Origin of the sequence: Aequorivita sp. H23M31 (genome assembly GCF_004022485.1) — a bacterium.
GTDB classification, from domain to species: Bacteria; Bacteroidota; Bacteroidia; order Flavobacteriales; family Flavobacteriaceae; genus Aequorivita; species Aequorivita ciconiae.
Genome location: NZ_CP034951.1, coordinates 893,900 through 919,508, shown reverse-complemented (window position 1 = coordinate 919,508; position 25,609 = coordinate 893,900). Strand labels below are relative to the sequence as shown.

Annotated in this window: 24 protein-coding genes and 1 pseudogene; 10 read left to right on the top strand and 15 right to left on the bottom strand. The window is 38.2% G+C overall.

Features of this window, described 5'->3' with window-relative positions; genetic code table 11:
- The 3 genes from EI546_RS04130 to EI546_RS04120 all read left to right on the top strand — a co-directional run bounded on the left by EI546_RS04130 (position 1) and on the right by EI546_RS04120 (position 3,585).
- Positions 1-1,164 carry a sigma-54-dependent transcriptional regulator gene (locus tag EI546_RS04130; protein ID WP_128249357.1) on the top strand — a complete coding sequence of 388 codons (1,164 nt, stop codon included), beginning with the start codon at positions 1-3 and terminating at the stop codon, positions 1,162-1,164.
- 83 nt (positions 1,165-1,247) lie between these two features.
- On the top strand, positions 1,248-2,126 hold the full coding sequence (locus EI546_RS04125; RefSeq protein ID WP_128249356.1) for a PPK2 family polyphosphate kinase: 879 nt from the start codon (positions 1,248-1,250) through the stop codon (positions 2,124-2,126).
- Positions 2,127-2,193: 67 nt separating this feature from the next.
- Positions 2,194-3,585: a M20/M25/M40 family metallo-hydrolase gene (locus EI546_RS04120; protein WP_128249355.1), complete on the top strand. Its 1,392-nt coding sequence runs from the start codon at positions 2,194-2,196 to the stop codon at positions 3,583-3,585.
- Positions 3,586-4,023: 438 nt separating this feature from the next.
- On the opposite strand, the gene EI546_RS04115 is transcribed toward EI546_RS04120, so the two are convergent.
- Entirely contained in the window at positions 4,024-4,683 is a 660-nt protein-coding gene (locus EI546_RS04115; protein ID WP_128249354.1) for an endonuclease III domain-containing protein, read from the bottom strand.
- Positions 4,684-4,714: 31 nt separating this feature from the next.
- Here EI546_RS04115 and bcp point away from each other — a divergent pair, with 31 nt between their 5' ends.
- The gene (gene bcp, locus EI546_RS04110; protein WP_128249353.1) at positions 4,715-5,167 is read left to right on the top strand and encodes a thioredoxin-dependent thiol peroxidase; all 453 of its coding nucleotides are present in this window, start codon (positions 4,715-4,717) and stop codon (positions 5,165-5,167) included.
- Here the strand turns inward: bcp and EI546_RS04105 are convergent.
- The gene (locus EI546_RS04105) at positions 5,164-6,618 is read right to left on the bottom strand and encodes a TonB-dependent receptor (RefSeq protein WP_128249352.1); all 1,455 of its coding nucleotides are present in this window, start codon (positions 6,616-6,618) and stop codon (positions 5,164-5,166) included. The genes bcp and EI546_RS04105 overlap by 4 nt on opposite strands.
- Positions 6,619-6,800: 182 nt before the next feature.
- On the opposite strand from EI546_RS04105, the gene EI546_RS04100 reads away from it, so the two are divergent.
- Together EI546_RS04100 and EI546_RS04095 are read left to right on the top strand one after the other, a co-directional pair.
- On the top strand, positions 6,801-7,568 hold the full coding sequence (locus EI546_RS04100; RefSeq protein WP_128251526.1) for an MBL fold metallo-hydrolase: 768 nt from the start codon (positions 6,801-6,803) through the stop codon (positions 7,566-7,568).
- A 2-nt stretch (positions 7,569-7,570) separates the two neighbouring features.
- The gene (locus tag EI546_RS04095; RefSeq protein WP_128249351.1) at positions 7,571-8,065 is read left to right on the top strand and encodes a hydrolase; all 495 of its coding nucleotides are present in this window, start codon (positions 7,571-7,573) and stop codon (positions 8,063-8,065) included.
- A gap of 55 nt (positions 8,066-8,120) precedes the next feature.
- Here EI546_RS04095 and EI546_RS04090 read toward each other — a convergent pair whose 3' ends face one another.
- From EI546_RS04090 to EI546_RS04060, 7 genes are all read right to left on the bottom strand, one after another.
- Positions 8,121-8,777 (bottom strand): alpha/beta hydrolase, encoded by a 657-nt coding sequence (locus EI546_RS04090; RefSeq protein ID WP_128249350.1) that lies wholly within the window; start codon positions 8,775-8,777, stop codon positions 8,121-8,123.
- A 79-nt stretch (positions 8,778-8,856) separates the two neighbouring features.
- Complete coding sequence (locus EI546_RS04085; protein WP_128249349.1) at positions 8,857-9,177, bottom strand: hypothetical protein; 321 nt, start codon at positions 9,175-9,177, stop codon at positions 8,857-8,859.
- Positions 9,174-10,454 carry a dihydroorotase gene (locus tag EI546_RS04080; RefSeq protein ID WP_128249348.1) on the bottom strand — a complete coding sequence of 427 codons (1,281 nt, stop codon included), beginning with the start codon at positions 10,452-10,454 and terminating at the stop codon, positions 9,174-9,176. Before EI546_RS04080 ends, EI546_RS04085 begins: the two co-directional genes overlap by 4 nt.
- Positions 10,455-10,507: 53 nt before the next feature.
- A complete protein-coding gene (locus tag EI546_RS04075) occupies positions 10,508-12,430 on the bottom strand; it encodes a BatA domain-containing protein (RefSeq protein WP_128249347.1) in 1,923 nt (640 codons plus the stop codon).
- 59 nt (positions 12,431-12,489) lie between these two features.
- Positions 12,490-13,734, bottom strand: a complete 1,245-nt coding sequence (locus EI546_RS04070) for a GAF domain-containing sensor histidine kinase (RefSeq protein WP_240673154.1) — start codon at positions 13,732-13,734, stop codon at positions 12,490-12,492.
- A 104-nt stretch (positions 13,735-13,838) separates the two neighbouring features.
- Complete coding sequence (locus tag EI546_RS04065; protein WP_128249346.1) at positions 13,839-14,603, bottom strand: TIGR02757 family protein; 765 nt, start codon at positions 14,601-14,603, stop codon at positions 13,839-13,841.
- Between the two features lie 69 nt (positions 14,604-14,672).
- The gene (locus tag EI546_RS04060) at positions 14,673-15,332 is read right to left on the bottom strand and encodes an ABC transporter ATP-binding protein (RefSeq protein WP_128249345.1); all 660 of its coding nucleotides are present in this window, start codon (positions 15,330-15,332) and stop codon (positions 14,673-14,675) included.
- A 124-nt stretch (positions 15,333-15,456) separates the two neighbouring features.
- Here EI546_RS04060 and folE point away from each other — a divergent pair, with 124 nt between their 5' ends.
- Positions 15,457-16,056, top strand: coding sequence for a GTP cyclohydrolase I FolE (gene folE, locus EI546_RS04055; protein ID WP_128249344.1), 600 nt, complete (start codon positions 15,457-15,459; stop codon positions 16,054-16,056).
- 47 nt (positions 16,057-16,103) lie between these two features.
- Positions 16,104-16,409, top strand: coding sequence for a hypothetical protein (locus EI546_RS04050; protein WP_128249343.1), 306 nt, complete (start codon positions 16,104-16,106; stop codon positions 16,407-16,409).
- A gap of 7 nt (positions 16,410-16,416) precedes the next feature.
- Here the strand turns inward: EI546_RS04050 and EI546_RS04045 are convergent, their stop codons facing one another.
- Both EI546_RS04045 and EI546_RS04040 read right to left on the bottom strand, forming a co-directional pair.
- A complete protein-coding gene (locus EI546_RS04045; protein WP_240673153.1) occupies positions 16,417-16,824 on the bottom strand; it encodes a thiol-disulfide oxidoreductase DCC family protein in 408 nt (135 codons plus the stop codon).
- 127 nt (positions 16,825-16,951) lie between these two features.
- The gene (locus tag EI546_RS04040; protein WP_128249342.1) at positions 16,952-19,111 is read right to left on the bottom strand and encodes an endonuclease MutS2; all 2,160 of its coding nucleotides are present in this window, start codon (positions 19,109-19,111) and stop codon (positions 16,952-16,954) included.
- 39 nt (positions 19,112-19,150) lie between these two features.
- Between EI546_RS04040 and EI546_RS04035 the strand changes: the two genes are divergently transcribed.
- The gene (locus EI546_RS04035) at positions 19,151-19,816 is read left to right on the top strand and encodes a uracil-DNA glycosylase (RefSeq protein ID WP_128249341.1); all 666 of its coding nucleotides are present in this window, start codon (positions 19,151-19,153) and stop codon (positions 19,814-19,816) included.
- Between the two features lie 282 nt (positions 19,817-20,098).
- Here the strand turns inward: EI546_RS04035 and EI546_RS04030 are convergent, their stop codons facing one another.
- From EI546_RS04030 to EI546_RS04015, 4 genes and pseudogenes are all read right to left on the bottom strand, one after another.
- Positions 20,099-20,956: a substrate-binding domain-containing protein gene (locus EI546_RS04030; protein ID WP_128249340.1), complete on the bottom strand. Its 858-nt coding sequence runs from the start codon at positions 20,954-20,956 to the stop codon at positions 20,099-20,101.
- Positions 20,953-21,822 carry a nucleoside phosphorylase gene (locus EI546_RS04025; RefSeq protein WP_128251523.1) on the bottom strand — a complete coding sequence of 290 codons (870 nt, stop codon included), beginning with the start codon at positions 21,820-21,822 and terminating at the stop codon, positions 20,953-20,955. Before EI546_RS04025 ends, EI546_RS04030 begins: the two co-directional genes overlap by 4 nt.
- A gap of 75 nt (positions 21,823-21,897) precedes the next feature.
- Positions 21,898-22,227 carry a translation initiation factor gene (locus EI546_RS04020; RefSeq protein WP_128249339.1) on the bottom strand — a complete coding sequence of 110 codons (330 nt, stop codon included), beginning with the start codon at positions 22,225-22,227 and terminating at the stop codon, positions 21,898-21,900.
- 102 nt (positions 22,228-22,329) lie between these two features.
- Positions 22,330-23,279, bottom strand: a pseudogene (locus EI546_RS04015) (isopenicillin N synthase family dioxygenase).
- Between the two features lie 232 nt (positions 23,280-23,511).
- On the opposite strand from EI546_RS04015, the gene EI546_RS04010 reads away from it, so the two are divergent.
- Positions 23,512-25,518, top strand: a complete 2,007-nt coding sequence (locus EI546_RS04010) for an alpha-ketoacid dehydrogenase subunit alpha/beta (protein ID WP_128249338.1) — start codon at positions 23,512-23,514, stop codon at positions 25,516-25,518.
- Positions 25,519-25,609: the final 91 nt, after the last annotated feature.

Genomic DNA, 25,609 nt, shown 5'->3' with positions numbered 1-25,609 from the left:
ATGTCTAGAATACTTATAATTGAAGATGAAGCGGCAATCCGTAGAGTCCTAATTAAAATATTAACCGAAGAAAATAAGGGATACGAGGTCTTTGAAGCGGAAGACGGGGTATCTGGAATGGAAATTATTAAAAAGGAAGATTTCGATTTGATCCTCTGCGACATCAAGATGCCTAAAATGGATGGGGTAGAGGTACTTGAAGCTGTGAAAAAAATAAAACCTGAAATTCCCATTGTTATGATCTCAGGACATGGCGATTTGGATACCGCAGTAAATACGATGCGGTTGGGCGCCTTTGATTATATTTCAAAACCACCAGATCTTAATCGGCTGCTCAATACGGTACGCATTGCGTTGGATACCCAGGAATTGGTTATTGAGAATGCCCGTTTAAAAAAGAAAGTTTCCAAAAACTATGAAATGGTAGGAGAATCTCCGGCCATTGAAATGGTAAAGGAGATAATAGAAAAGGTCGCGCCCACGGAAGCCCGCGTGCTCATAACAGGTGCCAACGGAACTGGAAAGGAACTTGTGGCTCACTGGCTTCATCAAAAAAGTGACCGTAGCAGTGGCCCGATGATAGAGGTTAATTGTGCCGCCATCCCTAGTGAATTGATTGAAAGTGAATTATTTGGCCACGTTAAGGGAGCCTTTACCTCGGCAAATAAAGACCGTGCTGGAAAGTTTGAGGCTGCCAATGGCGGAACTATCTTTTTGGATGAAGTGGGAGATATGAGTCTTTCCGCACAAGCCAAAGTATTACGAGCTTTACAGGAGAATAGAGTACAACGCGTGGGTAGTGATAAGGATATAAAGGTAGATGTAAGAGTAATCACCGCCACTAACAAAGATTTAAAAAAGGAAATCGAGGAAGGAAGATTTAGAGAGGATCTATATCATAGGTTGGCTGTAATCCTTATTAAGGTTCCTTCGCTTAAGGATAGACGGGAAGATATTCCATTGCTGGTTGATTATTTTTCCGAAAGAATTTCGAAGGAACATGGAACTACGCAGAAAAAATTTTCTTCCAAAGCCATAAAACTTTTACAAGAATACGATTGGACAGGAAATATTAGGGAACTTCGAAATGTTGTGGAACGCTTAATTATTCTCGGAGGAAAGGAAATAAGTGAAGAAGATGTAAAACTTTTTGCGAGCAAGTAGATTAAATAAAACACGCGTCTAAAAGGTTTTAAGTGAAAAATCGAATAGCACTCAAGCAAGTTTGCAACCATTAACCTTATAGCATGAAAGATATAAATATTGAGGATTTTAAGGTCACTGAAAAGATCAAAATCGGCGACACAAATACGCGTTGGGACCTAAATGCTTCAAAAAAGAAACTTAAGAAAAAACTGAAGGATACTCGGAATGATCTGGGGGAACTTCAAGACACCTTATATGCCCACGGAAAGTATGCCGTTCTTGTCTGTCTGCAAGGAATGGACACTGCGGGGAAAGACAGTTTGATCCGCGAAGTATTTAAAGATTTTAATGCAAGGGGAGTAGTAGTCCATAGTTTTAAGACCCCAACCGTTTTAGAAAAACGGCACGACTACTTATGGCGACATTATATTGCCCTGCCGGAACGAGGCAAATTTGGGGTTTTCAACCGAACCCATTATGAGAATGTGCTGGTTACTCGCGTCCATCCCGATTATATTTTAGGAGAAAATCTTCCGCATATTAATAATTTGGAAGATATAGATAATGCTTTTTGGGAAAGACGCTTTCAACAAATCAATGATTTTGAACGTATCATTCAACAAAATGGTACGATTATCTTCAAATTTTTTCTCAACATTTCAAAAGATGAACAAAAAGATAGACAGTTAAGACGATTGGACAAGCCCAATAAAAACTGGAAATTTTCACCCGGCGATCTGGACGAACGGGATTTATGGGATAAATATCAATATTGTTACGAGGATGCTATTAATCATACCTCCAAACCTCATGCACCTTGGTATATCATCCCATCGGACGACAAAAATACGGCTCGCGTAATTACTGCGGAAATTATGCTTCAGGAACTGAAAAAGTACAAGGATATTAAAGAACCTGAACTGGACGATGATATCAAAGCCAAGATTTCTGAGTATCGAGAACGGCTTAAGAATGATTAATGTCTAATTTTGAATTGTATTGATTTCTTCACATTAGTTGAACTTATTTTTTATTTTAAATCCAATAATGAAAACCCTTCATCTTTCTTTATTAATTGTAATTCTCACTTTCTCGGTAAAGGGAGTTTCCCAAAGCAAAACCCAAGATTCTACTATAATCAGGAGTCTTTATAATACTGCGTTAACAGAAGGGAAAGGTTACTACTGGCTCGATCATTTATCAAATGAAATAGGTGGAAGACTTTCGGGCTCGGTCGAGGCGGAAATGGCGGTTAAATTTACCGAAGAAAAACTTAAGGAGTTAGGCTTGGATAAGGTTTGGTTACAACCTGTAATGGTGCCAAAATGGACACGTGGATTTAAAGAATATGCCTATATACAGACAGGTGGGGATCAAAAGAAGGTGACCGATATCTGCGCTCTTGGGGGATCTGTGCCCACCCCGAGTCTGGGAATTAAAGCAGAAGTAGTGGAAGTTCAGGGCATTGAAGAACTTGCTTCCTTGGGAAAGGAAAAATTATCAGGTAAGATTGTATTTTTCAATAGGCCCATGGATCCTACAGAAATACAGACTTTCGTAGCTTATAGTGAAGCTGCCGATCAGCGATATGCTGGAGCAAAGGAAGCCGCAAAATATGGAGCGGTGGGAGTTTTGGTCCGTTCCTTAAACTTGCGGATGGATGATTACCCACACACTGGTTCAATGAGTTATGGCGATTTGCCCGCAAATATGCAGATTCCGGCTGCCGCTATCAGTACTAATGGCGCCAATTATTTGAGCAGTTTATTAAAATTACAACCAGATTTGCAGTTTTATTATAAAATGAACTGTAAAACTTGGGATGATGTCCAAAGTTATAATGTGATAGGAGAAATCACCGGAAGCACCTATCCCGATGAATATATTGTTGTAGGTGGACATCTGGATAGTTGGGATCTTGCTGATGGAGCCCAGGATGACGGTGCGGGTGTTGTGCAAAGTATGGAAGTGTTGAATCTGTTTAAAAAGATTGGTTATAAACCAAAACACACCATTCGTGCAGTTCTATTTATGAACGAGGAAAACGGGCTGCGCGGAGGAAAAAAATATGCAGAGGAAGCAAAACGAAAAGGAGAAAAACACAGATTTGCAATTGAAAGCGATGCTGGAGGATTTTCACCAAGAGGCTTTTCCATTGATGCCAGTGACGCCAATTTTAAAAAAGTACAAAGTTGGGAACCTTTATTTAAACCTTATTTGATACATTTATTTGAAAGAGGTTATTCAGGTGCCGACATCAATCCTTTAAAAGGTAATATTGATGTTCTTGCGGGTTTGATGCCGGATAGTCAAAGATATTTTGACTATCATCACGCTGCTACCGATACTTTTGACGCTGTTAATAAAAGAGAATTGGAACTGGGCGCCGCTACTATGGCCAGTTTGATATATCTCTTCGATACCCATGGTACTAAATAATCGTCACTGAACGACAATTTACGTTAAGAACTAGAGCTAGGATAAATAAATAATCCTATCTAGTGGAACTTACTTATTCTTGTTATAAGGTTTGCTGATGATCAAGGTTATAAGGTTTTGTTGTTTGTCCTTTTCTTCCTGCTCGCTGCTGCTAAAAAGATTATGCGTTATAATTTAGGAGAGATCTGCTATAACAACGAATTAATCTCTTTATTATCTTATTTTCATTTTAAGAAATATGGGTAATGTGATTTAATTGATTTTATAATTTTAATTATTTTGACTATTCTCATGCCGTTACCGACACCTTTGACGGGGTAAACTCGGGCGAGCTGGACCTGGGAGCTGCAACCATGGCCAGTTCATTATATCCATTTGGATAACCACGGCACTAAGTGATATACTATAAAAAGATTAGCATTATATCAAAACAGATACTTATTTTTTCTTGTTTTTCAGGTAATCTCTAATAACACTCTTTCTACCAATTGTTTTGGTAATTATATCCTTTTCCAGATCCCATCCTCGTGCAGGGGAATATTGTCTGGCGTACCATATTATTTGAAGATGGACCATATTCCATGTGTCTTTAGGAAATAAACGTTTCGCATCTTTTTCGGTTTGTACTACATTTTTTCCATCGGAGAAGCCCCAGCGATACATTGTTCTATGGATATGCGTATCCACTGGAAACGCGGGAATATTAAATGCTTGGCTCATTACTACGCTTGCAGTTTTATGACCCACTGCGGGAAACGTTTCCAGCGCTTCCATATCCGCTGGGACTATACCATTATATTTATCAATTAAAATTTGGGACAGGCCATGAATGCCTTTTGCCTTCATTGGAGATAAGCCCACGGGCCTAATTATATCCCGAATTTCTTCCACCGTTAATTTTACCATATCATACGGATTATCGGCAATCTCGAAAAGTATTGGAGTTATTTGATTGACGCGCACATCTGTGCTCTGGGCAGAGAGAAGAACAGCAATCAATAAAGTATATGGATCTTTATGATCTAAAGGAATAGGTACTTGGGGATAGATTTTGTTCAACGTTTCTAATACAAAATTCACCTTTTCTTTTTTCGTCATTTTAAAGTACTTTTAAACAAAAATAAGAATAATGAATACACTTAAAAAGGGTGATAAGGCTCCAGATTTTAAAGTCAACGACCAAGACGGAAATAGCATAAATTCCGAAGATTATAAGGGGAAGAAATGGATTGTTTTCTTCTATCCCAAGGCTAGTACTCCGGGTTGTACCGCAGAGGCCTGCAATCTTCGGGATAATTATGAAGAACTCCAAAAGCAAGGCTATGAGCTTGTGGGTGTAAGTGCCGATAGTGAAAAAAGACAGAAGAATTTCAAGGAAAAATACAAACTTCCCTTTCCACTACTGGCAGATGAAAACAAAGAGGTAATTAATGCTTTTGGTGTGTGGGGACCGAAAAAGTTTATGGGTAGAGAATTCGATGGAATCCATCGAACAACTTTTGTAATAGATGAAACAGGAACGATTGTACGCGTAATCGACAAGGTGAAAACCAAGGATCACGCAGCCCAAATATTGGATTAGTTTTCTATTTTATTTACTCCTCTTTGATAGTTGAACAATTTCTTTCTTTTTATAATTTGAGCAACTCCTTCAGGTAGCATTCTTTCCCATCCTATCTCATCTTTTTCTATTTTTTTGAGCACTTGACGGGAAAAAATATCTAAATATGCTGGATTGTAGTCGGTTATATCAACCAGCTTTCCATTGTATTTAAAAAACTTATAAAGTTCCTTCATTCGTGGATGTACTTTCAGATTCTGGCTCGTGATGTATTCTCCCGTCTTGGGATCTTTCATAGGATATAAATACACCTTTAGGTCTCGGTAAAATAATTTCCCAAAAGCCTCCAAAATTCCACCACTCAAATGTCGATAATATTTTTCGTCAAAAATCTCGATTAGGTTATTTACTCCCATTGCTAGTCCCATTCTCATTTTGGTATAACGCGCAAGATATTCAACCAATCTATAGTATTCCTGAAAGTTGGAAATCATTACTGTATGGCCCAGATTACAGAGTAGCTTAGCACGGTCCATAAAATCTTCCTCGTCAATTTCACCTTCAGCTCTTAAATTTGAAAGGGTTATTTCAAAAATCACCTCAGTTCTACTTTCCTGTACCCGGTTTTCCTTTAAAAATAACTCATAGGCTTTTTCATACATGTCGATATTGACCTTAGTAACTGGCCTAAAACTTCCTCTAAACGCGAGGATATTCTTTTTATAAAGGATTTTTGCCGGAAGGATATTGACACCCTCAGGTCCAAACATAACAGCCTCGGTCATGCCATTTTTTATAAGCTGAAGACTCATCAGCCTATTGTCCACATCCTTAAATCGAGGGCCGGAAAAATTGATTGTATCTATTTCTAAGGATTCCCTGTCGATATGGTCGTATAAATATCGAAGTAATTTTTTGGGCTCGTCGTATTTATAATAAGCACCATAAATAAGATTTACGCCCAGTACTCCAAGAGTAATCTGCTGTTGTTGTGCATCATTCTGATGAAAACGAATATGAAGTATAATTTCGTTATAATCCTCTTTTGGATCTACCTGATAACGGATTCCTACCCATCCGTGACCTTTGTACTTCTTGGCAAAATCTATGGTTGCTACGGTATTGGCAAAAGAAAAAAATAATTTATTGGGATGTCTTTCCCGATCGATTCGCTCCTCGACAAGTTGGATTTCATGTGAGAGCATTTTCACAAGACGCTCTTCTGTTACATATCTGCCATCCTCTTCCACTCCATAAATAGCATCGCTAAAATCCTTGTCGTAAGCGGACATTGTTTTCGCGATAGTTCCGGAAGCACCGCCCACTCTGAAGAAGTTCCTCACCGTTTCCTGTCCTGCCCCAATTTCAGCAAAACTGCCGTAAATATTTTCGTTGAGATTGATTCGTAAAGCCTTGCTTTTTACGGACGGAATTTCTTGAAATTCCTTGTCTCCCATTATCATATCCGGCATAGTAATGTTCCATTTTCTCAGCAACAAAGGTAGCGATTACAATAGGCAAACAAAAAAAATAACTTTATTTTTGCTTTAATGGAACAAGGGAGACCAAATTATATTGATGCATTGAAATCTTTTCAGGAAAGGTTGCAACTGTCTTTAAAAACACAAAATATTAACGGCAGATGAAATCGGAAATAACAGTTACTTTTCTTGGTACGGGCACATCACAGGGAATTCCTGTAATTGGAAGCGACCACCCTGTATCCCAAAGCACTGATCTAAAGGACAAACGTTTGCGCGTATCCGTATGGCTGCATTGGCAGGATTATTCTTGCGTTATTGATTGCGGACCTGATTTCCGCCAACAGATGTTGCGCGAAAATGTCCAGCGCGTCGATGCCATACTTCTTACGCACGAACATAGTGATCATACGGCGGGGATTGACGATATTCGTCCTTTCAATTTTAAGCAGGGGGAGCCTTTGCCTTTTTATGCCCATCCACGGGTTTTTGAATCTTTGCACCAAAGATTTGCCTATGTATTTGCTAAGGAAAACAAATATCCTGGGGCACCTAGTGTCAGGGAAATTGAAATTGATAAAAACTCGATATTTACCCTTGGCGGAAAAAAAGTGACCGTCATTGAGGCCTTTCATGCGGATTTGCCAGTGTTGGGTTTCCGCATTGATGATTTCACTTATTTGACCGATGTAAAAACCATTGCTCCCGAAGAAATTGAAAAGATTAAGGGAACAAAAGTCTTGGTGATTAACGCACTTAGGGAAAAACCACATTATTCACATTTTAATGTGAAAGAGGCTCTTGAATTTGTTGAAAAAGTAAAACCACAAACCACTTATTTTACCCATATAAGCCACGCTATGGGATTTCATGAGGAAGCGGAAAAGAAACTTCCAAAAAATGTCCACTTGGCCTATGATACTTTAAAAATCACCGTCTGATTATGAAACGTCAAATATTTTTATACCTATTTCTTTTTACTCTTCTATTGGTGATTTTCCAGTATATGAACGAAAAAAGTATTTTTGAGAATCAGGAAAACAAGATCGATAATCTACGAGCCAAACTTGAAGTGGCAGAAGATTCAATTTCCGATCTTAATGATAAAGTAGGTGAGCTCAATTACTTTACCCTTCAGGGCAATGAAAACGCAATGTCCTATTTAGAAAGTTTTGGATATGATTCAAATGACATCGAGAAATTGGTCACAAATCAAATCTACGACCAAAATCTTTTAAAAGGCAACAATCCCTTAGTACCCTTTGACGGTATGAACGGAGAAATGAAAATCAATAAGTTGAAATTCCTAAACCACAAATGGATTCTTGCCGATTTTACAGACGGTACCTATTGGGGCGAAATGATTTTGGAATATAGTATTGGAGAGGATAAAGTTTTAACCTTAAACACTATAGCCTCAACAATATATCCTCAATAGTTTAAAGAATAGATTTACACCTGATTTCTATTAATCTTTACCGATTATAACCAACTCATTGTTTGGCAAGCCAATCCTTGAGCTCTTGAAAATTTTGGGGTGAGACCCCGTGTCCTACAGGAAATTCAGAATAGGAGCAATCAATATTCAGATTCTCTAAAAAAGGTTTTGTCATTCGGGCCCATTGCACTGGAATTACTTGATCTACCGAACCGTGAGATGTATAGACTTTTAACTTGCTAAAATCGTTCTTTTCATATCCTTTCTTTAGAATATCTTTATTGACATACCCGCTTAATCCAATTACATTTTTCACTTTTTCTGGATAACTAAGTGCCACCGAAAAACTTAAAATCGTGCCTTGACTAAAACCGAGAAGGGTAATATTATTTTTATCAACAGGATAGTTAGCCACAATCTCATCTATACATTTTGCTATCAAATCCCGTGAAGCAATTGCTTGCTCGTCATCACTGAATTTTCCCTGTGAATTATCAAAAAAGATATTGTACCAAGCATTCCCATATGGTTGCATTTTTATAGGGGCTTTTAAGGAGATAATGGCAAATTCTTCTGGTAATTCGCTGGCAAAGGAAAACAAGTCGTTTTCGTCGCTTCCAAAACCGTGGAGCATAATTATTGCTGGGGATTTTTCTGAAGAATTTTGAGGTGCTCTGTAATTGTGTTCTAAAAGTAAATTTTTCTTTTCCATGAAGACAAAAATAAGCAAGTCTCGGCAGAATATCACGGAATACTAATAAATAGGGCAGTTGTCAACTCTTCTAAAAAATTCAATTTAAAAAAGTGAACCACTCCTGAAATTTTTCACTCAAAAAGGGAATTCCTCTTTCTTTACCTAGAAAGGCCTGAATCCAACAATAGATCCAAAGTATAAAACATATTGCCCAAACGATATCCCCGATTGTAAAGTCGATGGAAGATTGAATCACGAGAGAAGCAATAAAAAAAAGAAATATCCCAAACATATTTTTTATATGCCAAGTGGCGAAAGAATCTTTTTTATCCTGATTAATAAAGAAGGCTATAAAAAATCCGACAAAGGGGGCGTAAGCAATTAATGCCGTAGATTTTCCGGGTATAGTATTGCTCATTTCGTATTTAATACCAAGTTGTTATTTGAAAAGATACCGTAAGCTTTTCCTTTTAATTTTTCTCCAAGCAGCGCGGCATTTTTAGAAGTAGAAACAATATCCTTCTGCATAAAAGTCCAAGTTTCTTCAGGGGTAAAAAGTGATAGATCCGCGGGCTGACCTTCAGCTATTTTTAAGGTTGGGATCTTGAAAGTATCCTTTAAGTTGGTTAAAACCTCAACGGACTTCTCTAGCCCTAAAATTTTGTTTAGAACTCCAAAACTGATTTCCAATCCTATACTTCCAAAATCGGCACGATCAAATTCCACATTTTTTCGTTCCACGTCAAGCGGATTATGGTCGCTGGTAATCCCATCTATTGTTCCATCCTTAAGCCCCTTAATTAATGCCTTTACATCATCGTTTGTACGAAGCGGTGGCAAGAGCTTAAAGTTTGTATCAAATCCTTCCAATGCTTTATCGGTTAATGAAAGGTTGAAAATGGCCACGCTACAACTTACCTTCAGCCCTTTTTTCTTGGCATCTCTGATCAACTCGACAGATTTTTTGGTGGATATAGTGGGGATGTGGAGTTTTCCGCCGGTATATTCTAGAATATATAGATCGCGGATAATTTGCAGTTCTTCAGAAAGCGCCGGAATTCCCTTTAATCCCAGTTTTGTTCCGTTTATTTCCTCATTGACAACTCCGTTACGGGCAACGGATTTTTCAAAGGGAAAGGATTGCACTAGGCCATCAAAATTTTGTGAATATTGAAGTGCTATCTTTAAGAGATTGGCATTTGCAATCGGTTTTTTATAGTCGTAAAACGAAACAGCTCCTTCATTTTGCATATCAAAAAGCTCCGCTAGATCCTCGCCCTTGCTGCCGAGTGTAAGAGCGCCGATTGGATAAAGATGTACCGCACTTTCTTCACCTTTGGATCTCAGAAATTTGATATGGCCCTTACTATCGGAAACGGGAAAAGAGTTCGCATTTACCGCCACGCTCGTAAATCCGCTGAAAGCTGCCGTTTTTAAACCGTTTTCAATAGTTTCCCGCTCTTCAAAACCAGGTTCCCCGAAAGAAACACTGCTATCAAACCAGCCTTGGGAAACGTGAAGATTTTTTAGTGAAATTTCCTGGATCTTGTCTTTTGAACTTTTAGGCAAATCCGAAGAAGAAAGTTCTGAAGCTATTTTTTCGATTTTTCCGTTGGAAATTAAAATGTCGCGCTTCTTTAAATGATGCTTGGAAGAAGGATCAACAATGGTGGCCGATTTCAATTTTATTTTCATAGTCAACTAACTATTAATTGTTTGAATGTACGGAATAAGTAATTTAACTTCTCCTATTTCCAAAATTTCAGAATAAACATTTCGCACAGTAAAAAGAACAGGGCAAAAATAGCGAACCATTTCCAAAAACTGTTGATAGAATTAGCTTGAGAAAGAGATTCAAAAAGATTATCAACGGATTTATACACTTTTACACCTTCCCAATCTGCTGCATCCAAGTAATTCATCCTACTTTCTCTTCTAGAGTAGTTGTAGCTTATGGTTTGCAACACCTCAGTATCCTTAATCAATTGATAGTTTCCAGCTTTATTCGGTTCTTCTGTAGTGGTAATGAGTACATGGTTGCTTTTAGTTTGCTGTAGCGGAATAAAGCGCGAAATACTGTCCTTCATAGCCAAAATCTGATCTGGACCCAAACTCAGTTGCACAGCGATGGTATTTTGTTTTCCAATTGTATAGTACAAATCGGGTAGAGGCAGACTTTGAAGTCCCATATTATAAACCGTAGGCACCACCAATGGCGAATTTAGGAAATTAGAATTCACTCTATCAATGGCGGCTGTGAACAAATAGGTCTTTCCCTTTTCAACCAAAAATGGCCGCATGTCCTCAAAAGCTAAGGCTGTTGTGGCAGTGGTTTTAATATCGTTGATGGAATTTACTTTCGGATATTGAAAATTCGTAATTTCTTTTTCAAAAACTCCTTGGAACAGGGGATGGGCAAAAACGATTTTTGTAATCTTTTTTTCCTGCGAAATTTTTTCTGAAAAAGTTCCCATAGAAAGAGCCGAGATCAAACTATTATAGCTATTCAGATCTGCTTCCGTAGAAGGAATTATAAGTAAACTTCCCCCAGCATCACTAAATGATTTTAGCGCGGTTACTAAGGAAGAAGGAATCTCGTCCAAGGCATTAAGTACAATAAAGTTCTGGTTTGGAATCTGGTTGTAATCCAGAGTTTTTCCGGTTTGTTGTTCAAAATCAAATCGCTCCTTTTCAAATAAACGTTGCAAGAAATTACCGTCTGAACCGTTAATGGCCAACACTTTTATTTTTTCGGGTTTGTTTATACTAAAGAACAAACTATTGTCAAAAGGCATATTGCTTTCGCTAAGTTCAAGTTTTCCTATAAATGATTCTGATGCATCTATATCAAACGTTATTGTGCCCCTTGAATTTTGGGAAAGATCGACTGCTGTTTTGGCTTTTAATTTTCCATTCTCAAAAAGCGAAACAGGCACGTCTGAACTGACATCTCCCTGCTTTGAGATGGATACTTTTAGCTGCGTGGTGGAGGCATTTTTCGAAGCAATAAATGCCGTGTCTATGGAGATGTTGGTTGCTTTAACGGGCCTAAGTTGCACAACATCTACAACAAAATCTGTTGAAATATCAGGGAAAGCCTCAACTTGTTGAAAATCTGAAATAAAAACTAGTTGTTTGGATACATTCTTCTCTTGAGAAAAAAGTTGGTTTGCCTTCAGTAGCACCTCTGCTGGGGTCAATTGATTAGAAGAGTATCCCACAGCCAAAATGTCGTTCTTAAAATCTTGTGGCGAGCTGTTTATGCGTTCGGAGTTATTCGAAAACCAACTGAGTTTCCCAATCTCATCTCCCTTATCAAAAAGATCCTGCAACGATCTCTCCAACAGGCTTCCTTTATTTCCCTTTGCCTGCATGCTAAAGGAATTGTCTATATAAATTACGGTTTCTTTTTTATCACTAAGTGCAGTATCTGAAGCAATAAAGGGTTGGGCAAAGGCAATAATAATGCACGCCAGGGCCAACAGACGCATCAGCAATGTCAACCACTTTTTTATTTCGGAACTTTTGCGGGTCTGTATGGTTACTTTCTTAAGAAAAGCAACATTGGTAAACTCAATCCGTTGAAAACGCCTAAGTTGAAAAAGGTGGATAAATATGGGTATAAGCAGCAGGAAAAGAGCGAATAGAATTTCCGGGTATTTAAACTGCATTTTTAGAAATATTTTTCAGTGGTAAAAATTGGAATGTAATATTAGCAAATCCTACGCACTTAAAAGGCTTTATTCGCACCTCCGTTTTTTTGTATATAAAATTCAATTGTGGTCCCCACGCCTAGGGTAGAGGAAACGGCTATCTCTCCTTGTAATTTTGTGACCAGTTTCTTAACAGTGGAAAGTCCAATTCCATTTCCTTTTTTTCCTTCTCTGTCCAAGATACCCAAAGTTCCAAACAGTTCAAAAATGTGCGACATTTCCTCAGCAGGGATTCCCATTCCATTATCGCTAATTGAAAAATGATATAAATCGTCTTTCTCCCGACATTCAATGTCTATTTTTATTTTTTCCTTGTCGTTGTATTTTATGCTGTTGCTTACCAGATTTAGAATAATTTGTTCCAAAGCGGCTTTGTTTGCCTGCATTTCGAAATTTTCCTCTGGCAAATTTATCTCGCAATCAACGCTAATGTTTAGCAATTCGATTATTTCCTCAAAAAGATCCTGACTATCAAATATTTCTTCGACATAAGATGCCGTTTTATCGGTTTCATAATGCTCTAGCAGCCCGGTAATGTACTCACTAAGAGTAAAAGAAGACTGCTTAATATAATCCAGATATTTTTTCGCCTGTTCATCTAACAAACCTCCGTATTTTGCCTGCAACATATCCGAAGTGATTATCATATTGGCCAAAGGCATTTTCATGTCATGCGAAACGATTCCGGCAAAATTCTTAAGCTCTTCATTTCGTTCTCTTAATTCCTCTTGAACGGTCATCAAGGTTCTATTTCGCTTTTTGGACTCAAAAAGATTTACAACCTGATAAGCAAGAGAAGAAAGTGCCTTCTTTTGCTTATTGCTAAGTTCCCGTGGTTTTGAGTCGAATACACATAAGGTTCCAAGTGGATATCCGTGTGGGTCCATCAGTCGGACTCCTGCATAAAAGATGGCGTTCATCTCCGTAACAAATGGATTCCTCTGGAAGCGAGGATCTATTCGCGCATCCTCTACAATAAAAAGATCATTTTCCTCAAGAATGGCGTGGGCACAGAAAGAAGTGTTTCTTGGTGATTCATTGAAGGGAACGCCGTAATGCGATTTAAGAAAATTTCTATTTGCATCCAACAGCGTAACTAAAGCAATAGGAACATCACATATACTAGCGGCCAAAGCCGTAATGTTGTCAAAATCCTTCTCTGGCAAAGTATCCAGCAAGTGATAGGATCTAACAGCCGACAGACGTTCCTTCTCATCAGAAGGAAAAGGTGGTTTAATCACGTTTAATCTCCTTATTTTCATTAATTCCTAAAACATTATCGTTTAAGGAATGTGGATAAAAATACAACAAATTTAAGAGAAATGTGATGTTCTATCGGAAATATTGCAGCCCTTGATTTTAATTTCTAAAAACCTTCAAATACACCAAGTCCAAATAGTGCAAAGTCATATTTCACGGGATCTTTTGCATCAAGGGTTCTTAATATAGCATCAAGTTCCATCACGGCCTTAGCGTCGTTTTGTTTTCTGTTAAGCAGACCTATTTTTCGAGCAACGTTCCCACTATGAACATCTAAGGGACAAGAAAGTAGGGAAGGAGAGATGTCTTTCCACAGTCCAAAATCTACACCTGCATTATCACTTCGCACCATCCATCTTAAAAACATATTGATACGTTTGGCGGCAGAGTTTTTTAAGGGGTCGCTGATGTGTTTTTCTGTACGGGCCAAATGCGGAAGTGCAAAAAATATTTTTTTGAACTCGTGAATAGCTTGCTGCGCAGAACTTATATTGGCGTGTTTTGTAAATATACTTTCTAACCCACCGTGGTTTCCGTAAATATTTTGAAGCGCTTGGATAAAATAAATAAGATCCGAACCATTGAATGTGCGATGTACGAACCCCGAGAGTAATTCGGAATCATTAGATGAAAAATTCATTACGAAATCGTGCGGAGAGCCTCCCATTAATTCTACAAGACGGTGCCCATTATTGATAATGCTCTTTCGATTGCCCCAAGCAATTGTAGCCATTAGAAAACCGGCTATTTCAATATCTTCTTTTTTTGAGAATAAATGTGGAATTTGTATTGGATCAGAATCTATAAAATTTTGATTGTTATAAGTAGCGACCTTTTCGTCCAGGAATTCTTTAATAGAAATTATATCCATTGCTGATTGGATTAAAGTAATTCAAAAAATAGCTGCAATTTATAGAGGGGCTTTGGTGTTATCCTTCAATTAATTGGCTATTACTCCGTCGCGCATTACCAATTTTCTATCGGCCATGTCGGCGAGGTCCTTATTGTGGGTAACAATCACAAAAGTCTGCCCAAATTCATCACGTAGTCTAAAGAACAATTTGTGAAGATTCTCAGAACTTTCGGTATCTAAATTTCCACTTGGCTCATCAGCTAGAATTATAGGCGGATCATTAATAAGTGCTCTTGCAACGGCAACCCTTTGCTGTTCTCCACCTGAAAGTTCATTTGGTTTATGATCCTTACGGTGGGAAAGTCCCAAGAAAGACAGTAATTCCAATGCTTTTTTCGTGGCTGCAGGTTTGGACGTGCCCTTTATAAAAGCCGGAATGCAAACATTTTCTAAGGCAGTAAATTCCGGAAGCAATTGGTGGAACTGAAAGATGAACCCAAGATTTTCATTTCGGAATTTTGCGAGTTTTTTGCTCGACAGGGATTTTACGTCCACCCCGTTTATAGTAAGCTTGCTATTTGCATTGTGATGGGTATCCAAAGTGCCAATAATTTGCAGAAGCGTAGTTTTTCCTGCCCCAGAAGCACCAACTATCGATACTATTTCGCTTTTAATAATATGTAGATCTACGCCTTTCAAGACGTGAAGACTATCGTAATATTTATGAATGTTTTGAGCCTCTATCATTCGAAATAATTAGATGGTGAATTTACTATTTATAGCCGTATTCTGCAATTCAATGGGTAATATAGTTTTATTTCAATTTATAAAATCTACTTTTGATGGTCATTCTTATTAATAAAACATCATTATGTCATCATATAGGTCATTTGAGGAATACGATCAGCCTGTTACCGATTCGCTTAAAGAAAATTTCAGTAACATTTTAAGTACAATAGGAGAGGATGTTAGTCGCCAGGGAATTTTAAAAACTCCCGAAAGAGCTGCTAAGGCAATGCAATTTCTTACTTCAGGAAACTGTCAGGATCCCGCCGAAATATTAAGAAGCGCGATGTTCGCAGAAGCGTATCACGACATGGTGATTGTGAAGGATATCGAGTTGTATTCACTTTGTGAGCATCATATATTACCATTTTTCGGGAAGGCGCATATTGCTTATATACCAGATGGATACATTGTCGGCTTGAGCAAACTGCCGCGGGTAGTAGACGTTTTTGCCCGGCGTTTGCAAGTGCAGGAACGCTTGACCCACGATATATTGGAATGCATAAACAATACCCTGAAACCAAAAGGAGTAGCGGTGGTTATTGAGGCATCGCATATGTGTATGATGATGCGCGGCGTGCAGAAGCAGAATAGTGTTACAACAACTTCAGGATTTCGAGGGGAGTTCGAAGCCATACAGACGCGAAATGAATTTCTGAAATTAATTAGTAACGACCTATCGTAATTTCTGGAACATTTTTTGCTTCATTGCAATGAATTAATTTTTACGCAATGACAAATACCGATAAATATAAATTGCTGCATCGTGGGATCGTTTATGATCTTGTAGGTATGGCCTCTATGGCCGTACCTGTAATAGGTCCTTTCTTGGATTTATTATGGGCTCCCATTGCAGCCCGACTGATGAAAAAAATGTACAAAGGAACTGAGGGAAGGATAGCCTCGGTTATCGTTTTTCTTGAAGAGATTTTACCTTTTACCGATGTCATTCCGTCCTTTACCCTAATGTGGTTGTACACTTATGTTTGGAAGAAACAACCAAAAGGACAACGCATTCCTATCCGTTATGATGAATAGGGATTCCCTATAAAAATTTGGAGGTTAATTCGGGAGTAGGGATCATGCAACTTTCTTTTTTGCCAAACCATTTATAGCGATTTCGTGCAATATAGTCGTAAGCGGCATTTCGAATAAATCTCGGAAAAATAAAAAATCCGGATAGAAGGGGATACCCACCAGTTAGATATTTGGCTATACGTAAAGCGGCGGAAGATTTTATATAAAAGTTATTTCCATCGATCAAAATCATCGAATCTATATTCATAGTATCAACATTAAATTCCGACAGCAGTTTTTTTCCTATTTCACTCTGAAGGGTTGCGAACTTAAAAACATTTCTTTTATCTCTCTTAATAACAAAATTAATGGCACCGTTGCAGAGATTGCAAACCCCGTCGAATAAAATGATTTTATGTTCTATGCTTTGACCCACTAATTATTATTTAAATATTGGCTGCTGAGGACAACTGCCCAGCTACTATCCACTACCACTTAAAGTGTTAAATAAATACTGAACTACTAAACACTGAACCCTGACCAATACCACTGATCACGGATCACTAAACCTTCTCCAATTCCTCCAAACTAACGTTGGTCGTAAACATGCCATAATTCACGATGGCCTTATTTTTCTCAATGTTGTCTATGGTACCAATTGCGCGACCTTCCAACATTCTTACCCGATCTCCAATTTTTAGTGTCACTTTTGGTTTTGGTGGAGGCAGTTTTTTTGCTTTTTCCTTCTCTTCTTTTTTCCGCTCCCGGATTTCTTCTACTTTTATTTCTACTTCCTTTTTAACCTCCTGCTCTTTTGCTTTAACTGCTTTCTTAATCTTAGGTGCAAGCTTTTTTCGTTTGCTATTTTCTACCATGACCAACTTCATCAGTTCGTCAATCAGTTGTTTCTTTTGTTTGTTGTTGAAATATCTTTCTGACAGTGTGTCCACTTTTTTCCCAAGACTTATTAATTTTTGGTTGGAGTCAAACAACTCTTGATAACTTTCCAGCTTTTCCTGAACCCGAGCGTTAATTTCTTCTAATTGCTGAGTGCCCACCCTTGCTTTTTCGGCTTCATTTTTTAGGGTTTCAGATGTTTTTCTAAGTGTAGAACGTTCTTTTTGAAGATTGGCAATCGTTTTGTCAAATCTTACTTTTCCGCCTTCTATTTTTTTCTTGGCCCTATTAATCAAGCTGTAGGGAATGCCATTTTTCTGGGCGACCTCAAATGTATAACTGCTGCCCGCCTCTCCTAAATGCAGTTGGTACAATGGTTCCAAGGTTTTACTGTCAAATTGCATATTGGCATTTATTGCGTGTGGCAGTTCATTGGCAAGCAACTTAAGATTGGTGTAATGTGTTGTAATAATTCCAAATGCCTTTCTTTCATAAAAAACTTCAAGAAAAGTTTCCGCCAAAGCGCCACCGAGTTCTGGATCGCTACCTGTTCCAAACTCATCAATTAAAAAAAGCGTTTTGTTATCACACTTTCTCAGAAATTGGTTCATCTTTTTTAGCCTATAGCTATAGGTGCTCAAATGGTTTTCAATTGATTGATTGTCGCCTATATCAGTCAAAATTCTTTTAAAAAACCACATTTCACTTTTTGGATCGGCAGGGATTAGCAATCCGCTTTGTAGCATAACCTGAAGCAATCCAACTGTCTTCAAGGTTATACTTTTTCCCCCCGCATTTGGTCCCGAAATAACAATAACTCTCTTATCTGGAACTAATTCAATGGACTGTGGAAAGGTTTTCTCCTTTCTTTTATTGTTTGATGCCAATAACAAAGGATGATAAGCATTTATAAGAGAAATACGTTTTTCAGAAGTAAGAATAGGAAGGACTCCGTTGATCTTGGAAGCGTATTTGGCTTTGGCATATAACACGTCCATAGTAATCAAATAATCCTGATAGCTGTTTAAAAGCTCTTTATGTGGACGCAGGAATTCTGTCAAAGCTTTTAGAATTCGCTTTATTTCTTCGGCTTCCTCGTATAAAAGATTGCTGAGCTCGTTGGCATATTCCAAAGTTTGCTGAGGTTCAATATAAACAATGCTGCCAGTCTTAGAACTTCCCAGAACGGCTCCATTTACCTTTTTTCTATACATCGCCTTTACGGCAAGTACGCGTCGATTCTCAACTACGGATTCGCGTATTTCATCTAAATAATCATTCTGTGAATATTGCAGCAACGCTTTATTAAAAGAAGAATTAATTTTTCCCTTTAATCCATTTAATCTCTGACGAATTGTTTTCAGTTCGAGGGAAGCATCATCTTTTATTTCCCCATACTTATCAATTTTTTGATTTATTGATTCCGCTATAATGGGATTATAATCGATGTTCTCCGAAAATTCATTTAAATGGATGTAGAACTCCTCGTATTTTTTAAAAAATTTCAGTAGAATCCGAGTGGTCTCTGCAATAGAAAGGATTTTTCTGAAGCCCGAGATGTCCAAAGTGCTTCTTTCTATATTCAATAGGTGCAGTTCCTTAATAATAGGTTCAAAACCGTGGTTGGGTATTTGATTGTCCCCAATAAATGATGCCAAAAACTCATTAACACGAAGTAGTTCCGGCTGAATTTCTGAAAATTCCGGGTAAGGAACGAGAGAGAGGGTTTTTTCTTTTCCCGGTTCTGTTACACAGTTTTCGGAAACCTGTTTCAGGACTGCAGGAAATTCCAGGTCTTCCAATGTTTTATTTGCGATACGCGCCATTAGCTGTATTTCTCGTAATTTTACACAAAAGTATGAATAATGGAGATAACTATTGAGCCGAGTTGGAAGCAGGTTTTGCAAGAGGAATTTGAAATGAAGTATTTTCAGGAATTAATAGATTTCGTTAAAAACGAATATGCCGTAAATACCTGTTTTCCTCCTAGTGAGAATATATTTTCAGCGTTTGATCACGCCCCATTCGAGAAGGTAAAGGTGGTAATGATTGGCCAAGATCCCTATCACGGTCCAAATCAGGCACATGGGCTATGTTTTTCCGTGGGGAAGGAAACTAAAATCCCTCCTTCTCTAAAGAATATCTTCCAAGAAATAAAAACCGATACAGGCGCCGAAATTCCAACCAATGGAAATTTAAATCGTTGGGCCGAACAGGGAGTTTTAATGTTAAATGCCACACTTACGGTAAGAGCGCATGAAGCAGGTAGTCATCAAAATAAAGGATGGGAAAAGTTTACGGATGCGGTGATTCAAAAACTTTCCGATGAAAGGGAGGGTTTAGTTTTTATGCTGTGGGGCGGTCCAGCTAAAAAGAAGGGGAGAAAAATTGATGCCTCCAGGCATTTGATCCTTTCTAGTGGACATCCTTCGCCACTAGCTGCAAACCGCGGTTTTTGGTTTGGAAACAAGCATTTCAGTAAAGCGAATGATTATTTAAAGGAAAACGGGAAAATCCCGATTGTTTGGTAGAAATTACCAGATAAGCGAAAGTAAAACAGGATGAATTTTATTCCTCTTCAGGAATTTCAGTCTCTTTGGTATCGTTGCAGCTAAACTGCAACAATAGAAAGTTTATGACCAATAGTGCACCCAAAACAATCAAAAAAGTAGTCATAACAATTGATTTTATACCTACAAGATGCTGGGATTGGAAAGAGGTTGCGTAGAAATAAAATATTTTTTTAAAACTTTTTTACCTCGCCGGATTCTGGCCAGAGAACGGAAATTAGTACTTAATAAATTTTCAGTAATTTACGTTATAGGATGAAGAAGTTTATTCGAAAGCAATTTTCTGTCAATCAATTCCAATTTAAGTAATTCGTCCTGAACTTTCTCCAGCACCTCTTCCTTCATTGGTCGTTGACTCCAATGGGTAAGCTCAAGCCATTCCCTTACATCTGGAAGTTCTTGTCCATATCGTTTGGCTATAAGTTCAGCAATTCCCGGGATGTTTTTAAAATTTCTGGTAATTTCATTTATCACTTCCAAAATTGTTTTTATAGTCTCTTCATTCTCTTTAATAACTTCATTTCTAGCTACAACTACAAAGCTTGGCCAGGGAGTAGGTGATTCTCCAATCAGCCTAAATGTGCCGTCATCTACGTAAGGTTTGGTCATAAATTTTTCCCACATAAAATAATCACCTATTCCCTTCGGAAGTCCTTCAAGAGCACCCTCAAGATCCTTGATTTCCTTAAATAGTAAATCCTCCTGTAAGTTCCAATCGTGATTTTCGGCGTTGACAAAGGCCATAAGATGTGATCCAGAACCATAGCGACTTATTGCCGCGGCAGTTCCTTTTAAATCTGGAATACTTTGATATTGAGAATCTGCAGCGACGTGGATTCCCCATAGGAGGGGAGATTCCACAAAAACCTGAACAATGCTGCTTGGATTTCCGTTAATGATATCACGAACAATTCCTTCAGTGAGAATTACAGCCATGTCAATTTCCTTATCCCGCAAAGCTTGGGCCATTTCTCCAGTGCCGCCGGGAAAATCTTTCCATCGGAGATTGATATCTTTTTCTTGGAATTTTTTATCCTTAAGACCTATATACCAGGGTAAATTAAAATGTTCCGGTACCCCTCCGATTAGTATTTTTTTCATTCTGCAATCTTGTTCAATGTATATTTAATAAGGTCGTCCATCGCCTTTTTTGTATTCTGGCTAAAAGTTCCCGTGGCACGGTTTGCAATGATGCTGTTCATTGAAAGGGCTCGATGCCCAAGCATTCTGGCCATTCCGTACATTGTGGCGGTCTCCATTTCCAAATTAGTGATTCTGTATTTTTTATATTCGAATGTGGATAATTTCTCATTAATGTTTTGGTCCCAAAGGGGGGCGCGCAATACCCGTCCTTGTGGTCCATAAAAACCTACGTTGGTAATAGTACAACCACGAATGGTCCTTTCAGAAGAGAATTTTTCCGACAATTCCTTATTCGCTGCTACTACATAAGGAACGGAATTATCAGGATTCCAATCCATATGATCAATAAATGCTTTTGCAAAATCCCTTTTAAAAATTTTATCGGTTTTGGAATAATAATGCATTACATTATCCAAACCAATGGCTAAGGCGCTCACTAAAATGGTATCTACCTTGACATCGGGAGTGAGTCCGCCGGAGGTGCCAATCCGAATAATATCCAAGGAAGTTAACTTCTTTTTAATTTCCCGTCTTTCAAAATCAATATTTACCAAAGCATCGAGTTCGTTAAAAACAATATCTATATTGTCTGGACCGATGCCTGTGGAAATCACGCTTATGCGTTTCCCCTTATACCTTCCAGTATGAGTTACGAACTCGCGATGTTGAGCGGTCACTTCAATGGAATCGAAATATTTGGAGATTTTTTTCACCCGATCAGGATCCCCAACCGTAATAATTGTCGTTGCCAACTCAGATGGAGCCAAATCCAAGTGATATATTTTGCCCTCGGGGGTTAAAATCAGTTCGCTTGGTTGTATGATTTCTTTTTTCAAAATTTAATTGCTTTTAAAACTCTTAGGAAGTCATTCAGAATATGCTTTTGAATTTGGACCGAATTATCCTCCAACCCGTTTAACATTGAATCCTTTTTCCTTCAAGAATTTCATGATTTTATCGCGATAGTCCCCCTGAATGATTATTGTTTCATTTTTAAAACTTCCTCCAACACTTAGGAGTTGTTTAATTTCCTTTGCCAAAATTTTAAAATCTGAATCCGCCCCCGTGTAGCCTTCAATGATGGTTATAGGTTTTCCTTTCCGTTTTTCGTATTTACAGATAAGTGGTTCTTCCTGCAACCACAGGTCACCTTTCTCCTCAATATCTGGGGATTCCGAGGGTTGATGTTCGGGGAATAAATTTCGTAATTGGTCTTCTAATGATTTCAAAATAAAGTATTTCAGGTCACATACATAGGGATATAGCTACCTTTTCGGAAATTATATCCAAAGCAAATAAAAAGAATAAAAATGTATTAATTTAGGGAAAGACTATTTTTTTATTAAACCTATCTCTACCAGTCTTTGATGTAGAAATTCCCCAGCTGTAATATCGTCATAGGCTTTCGGGTGTTTTTCATCCACACAGGCTTCAAGACAGTTTAATTTCATATCACTGCGCGGGTGCATAAAAAACGGAATGGAATACCTGGGTTTGTCCCATTCTTCACGGGGGGATTAACTACACGGTGAATAGTGGAGCACAATTTATTATTTGTAAGTCTTTCCAGCATATCTCCAACATTTATCACCAACTCATCCGCCTTGGGAATGGCATCTATCCACTCTCCATCTTTGCGGAGTACCTGCAGACCACCTGTGGAGGCACCCATTAAAAGAGTGATAAGGTTGATATCTCCATGAGCGCCCGCCCTTACAGCACCTTGCGGTTCCTGGGTAATTGGTGGATAATGGATTGGACGTAGAATACTATTACCATTTGACGCCCAATGATCAAAATAAAATTCATCAAGACCTATGTGCAGTGCAAGAGCTCTAAGGACATAAATTCCTGTTTTTTCTAACATACGATAGGCTTCCATCCCTGTATGGTTAAAATCTGGAAGTTCTTCCACTTGAACATTTGGAGGGTATTTTTCCGAAAGTTTTGCATCTTCGGTTGGTTCCTGGCCAAAATGCCAAAATTCTTTAAGGTCTCCTTCCTTCTTTCCTTTGGCGTGTTCCTTTCCAAAAGAAACGTATCCACGTTGGCCTCCAAGACCTTCGATTTCATACTTTTCCTTCACTTCTAGCGGAAGGGAGAAAAAAGCTTTTACTTCTTTATAAAGTTCATCGACCAGTTCATCGCTGAGAAAATGGTTTTTTAAGGATACAAATCCTATCTCTTCAAAAGCCTTTCCTATTTCGTCTTCAAATTTTTGTTTTCTCTTTGGATCTTCCGAAAGAAAATCTGCCAAATCTACACTTGGGATATTGTTCATTGCTTTGGATTTTATATTGTAAATATATTAAATCAGCACTTTATGCCGAAGGTATTTCTATAATTAGGAAATGTACATAATTCGTTTTATAGCCCAATTCAAGTTAGGTAAAATTTGGGATTTCTGCGGTTAATTATTATGATTTTGTCTGTTTTTGGAAATTCATTTTATAAAGTTCAAAACAAGCAAAACATCAGCTTTTTTCCTACTTTTGAACTTTAAAATATAAAAGATGAAACCTGAAATTTCTCCAAATATTCTATTCAATTACGACAGAAAAGATCTGGATAACGAAACCTTAAAAATGCTTTATCGCGGAATGCTAAAGCCACGAATGATCGAGGAGAAGATGCTTATACTCCTTCGACAAGGCAAGGTGTCCAAATGGTTTAGTGGGATAGGACAAGAAGCGATATCTGTAGGAATTACCGCGGTATTGGATAAGGACGAGTATATATTGCCAATGCACCGTAATCTGGCGGTCTTCACAATGCGGGATATTCCATTGCACCGACTTTTTTCTCAGTGGCAGGGAAAGGCAAATGGTTTTACCAAAGGACGCGATCGTAGTTTCCACTTTGGGACCCAAGAATTCCATATTGTAGGGATGATTTCTCATCTAGGACCTCAATTTGGGGTTGCAGATGGAATAGCGTTGGCCAATAAATTGAAAAATAACAATAAAGTCTGTGCGGTATTTACCGGTGAGGGTGGAACCAGTGAAGGAGATATCCATGAGGCATTAAACGTTGCTTCGGTATGGCAACTACCAGTTTTGTTCTGTGTGGAAAATAATGGATATGGACTTTCAACTCCCACGAACGAACAGTACAACTGCGAGAATATTGCAGACCGTGGCAGAGGGTACGGAATGGAATCGCATATAATAGAAGGTAATAATATCTTGGAAGTCTATAGGGCATTAAAAGAGCTGGTGGAGAGTATGCGAGAAAATCCACGGCCCATTTTGTTGGAGTTTAAAACTTTTAGAATGCGTGGCCACGAAGAGGCGAGTGGAACTAAATATGTTCCGCCAGCACTTATTGATGAATGGGGCTTACGTGACCCTTTACATAATTTTGAATCGTATTTATTGGCTGAAGGTTTAATTTCGGAAGAAGAAATTGAGACCTATAGAAATGAGTTCAAGCTTGAGATTGATGAAAATCTTGAAATTGCTTTTAATGAACCAAAAATTGAGTCAACGGTAGAGCAGGAGGTGGCCGATGTGTACCAACAGTTTACTCCTGTAGAAATCCAGCCAAACGGCGAGGTCGAAAATATTCGCTTTATTGATGCCATTTCCCAAGGTTTAAAACAATCTATGGAACGCCATAATAATCTGGTAATCATGGGTCAGGATGTTGCGGAGTATGGAGGAGTTTTTAAAATTACCGAAGGTTTTGTTGATGTTTTTGGAAAAGAACGGGTCCGTAATACCCCTATTTGTGAATCCGCAATTGTCTCCGCGGGGATGGGACTCTCCATCAATGGATATAAGACAGTTGTAGAAATGCAGTTTGCAGATTTTGTTTCTTCTGGTTTTAATCCCATCGTGAACCATTTGGCTAAAAGCCATTACCGGTGGGGCCAAAATGCGGATGTGGTAGTAAGAATGCCTTGCGGGGCTGGAGTTGGTGCTGGTCCTTTTCACAGTCAAACAAATGAGGCTTGGTTTACGCATACCCCTGGACTTAAAGTGGTTTATCCTGCTTTTCCTTACGATGCTAAAGGACTTCTGGCAAGCGCCATAGAAGATCCCAATCCAGTAATGTATTTTGAGCACAAAGCTTTGTACCGAAGTATTAGACAGGATGTTCCAATGGGATATTATACAATTCCTTTAGGAAAGGCAGCTTTGTTAAGGGAAGGAAATGATATTTCAATTATTACCTATGGTGCTGGTGTGCATTGGGCATTAGAGGCTCTGGAAGAAATGAAAGACTTAAATTGTGATTTGATCGATCTTAGAACCTTGGTGCCTCTGGATGTCCAAACAATATATGAATCAGTTAAAAAGACAGGAAAAGTTTTGATTCTTCAAGAAGATTCTCTTTTTGGTGGAATAGCTTCAGATATTTCCTCACTAATAATGGAAAAATGTTTTGAATATTTGGACGCTCCGGTAAAAAGAGTCGCAAGTTTGGAAACACCCATCCCGTTTGCCGCCGCATTGGAAGCAAACTATCTCCCAAAGGAAAAATTTAAAAAGGATTTAAGAGAATTGATGTCTTACTAATGTTTTAACATATCTAGTTAAACTTTAGATAAAGAATCTTAACAGAAAGAAGATGTTATTTAATTTAGTCCCATACTAATCATTAAAAACT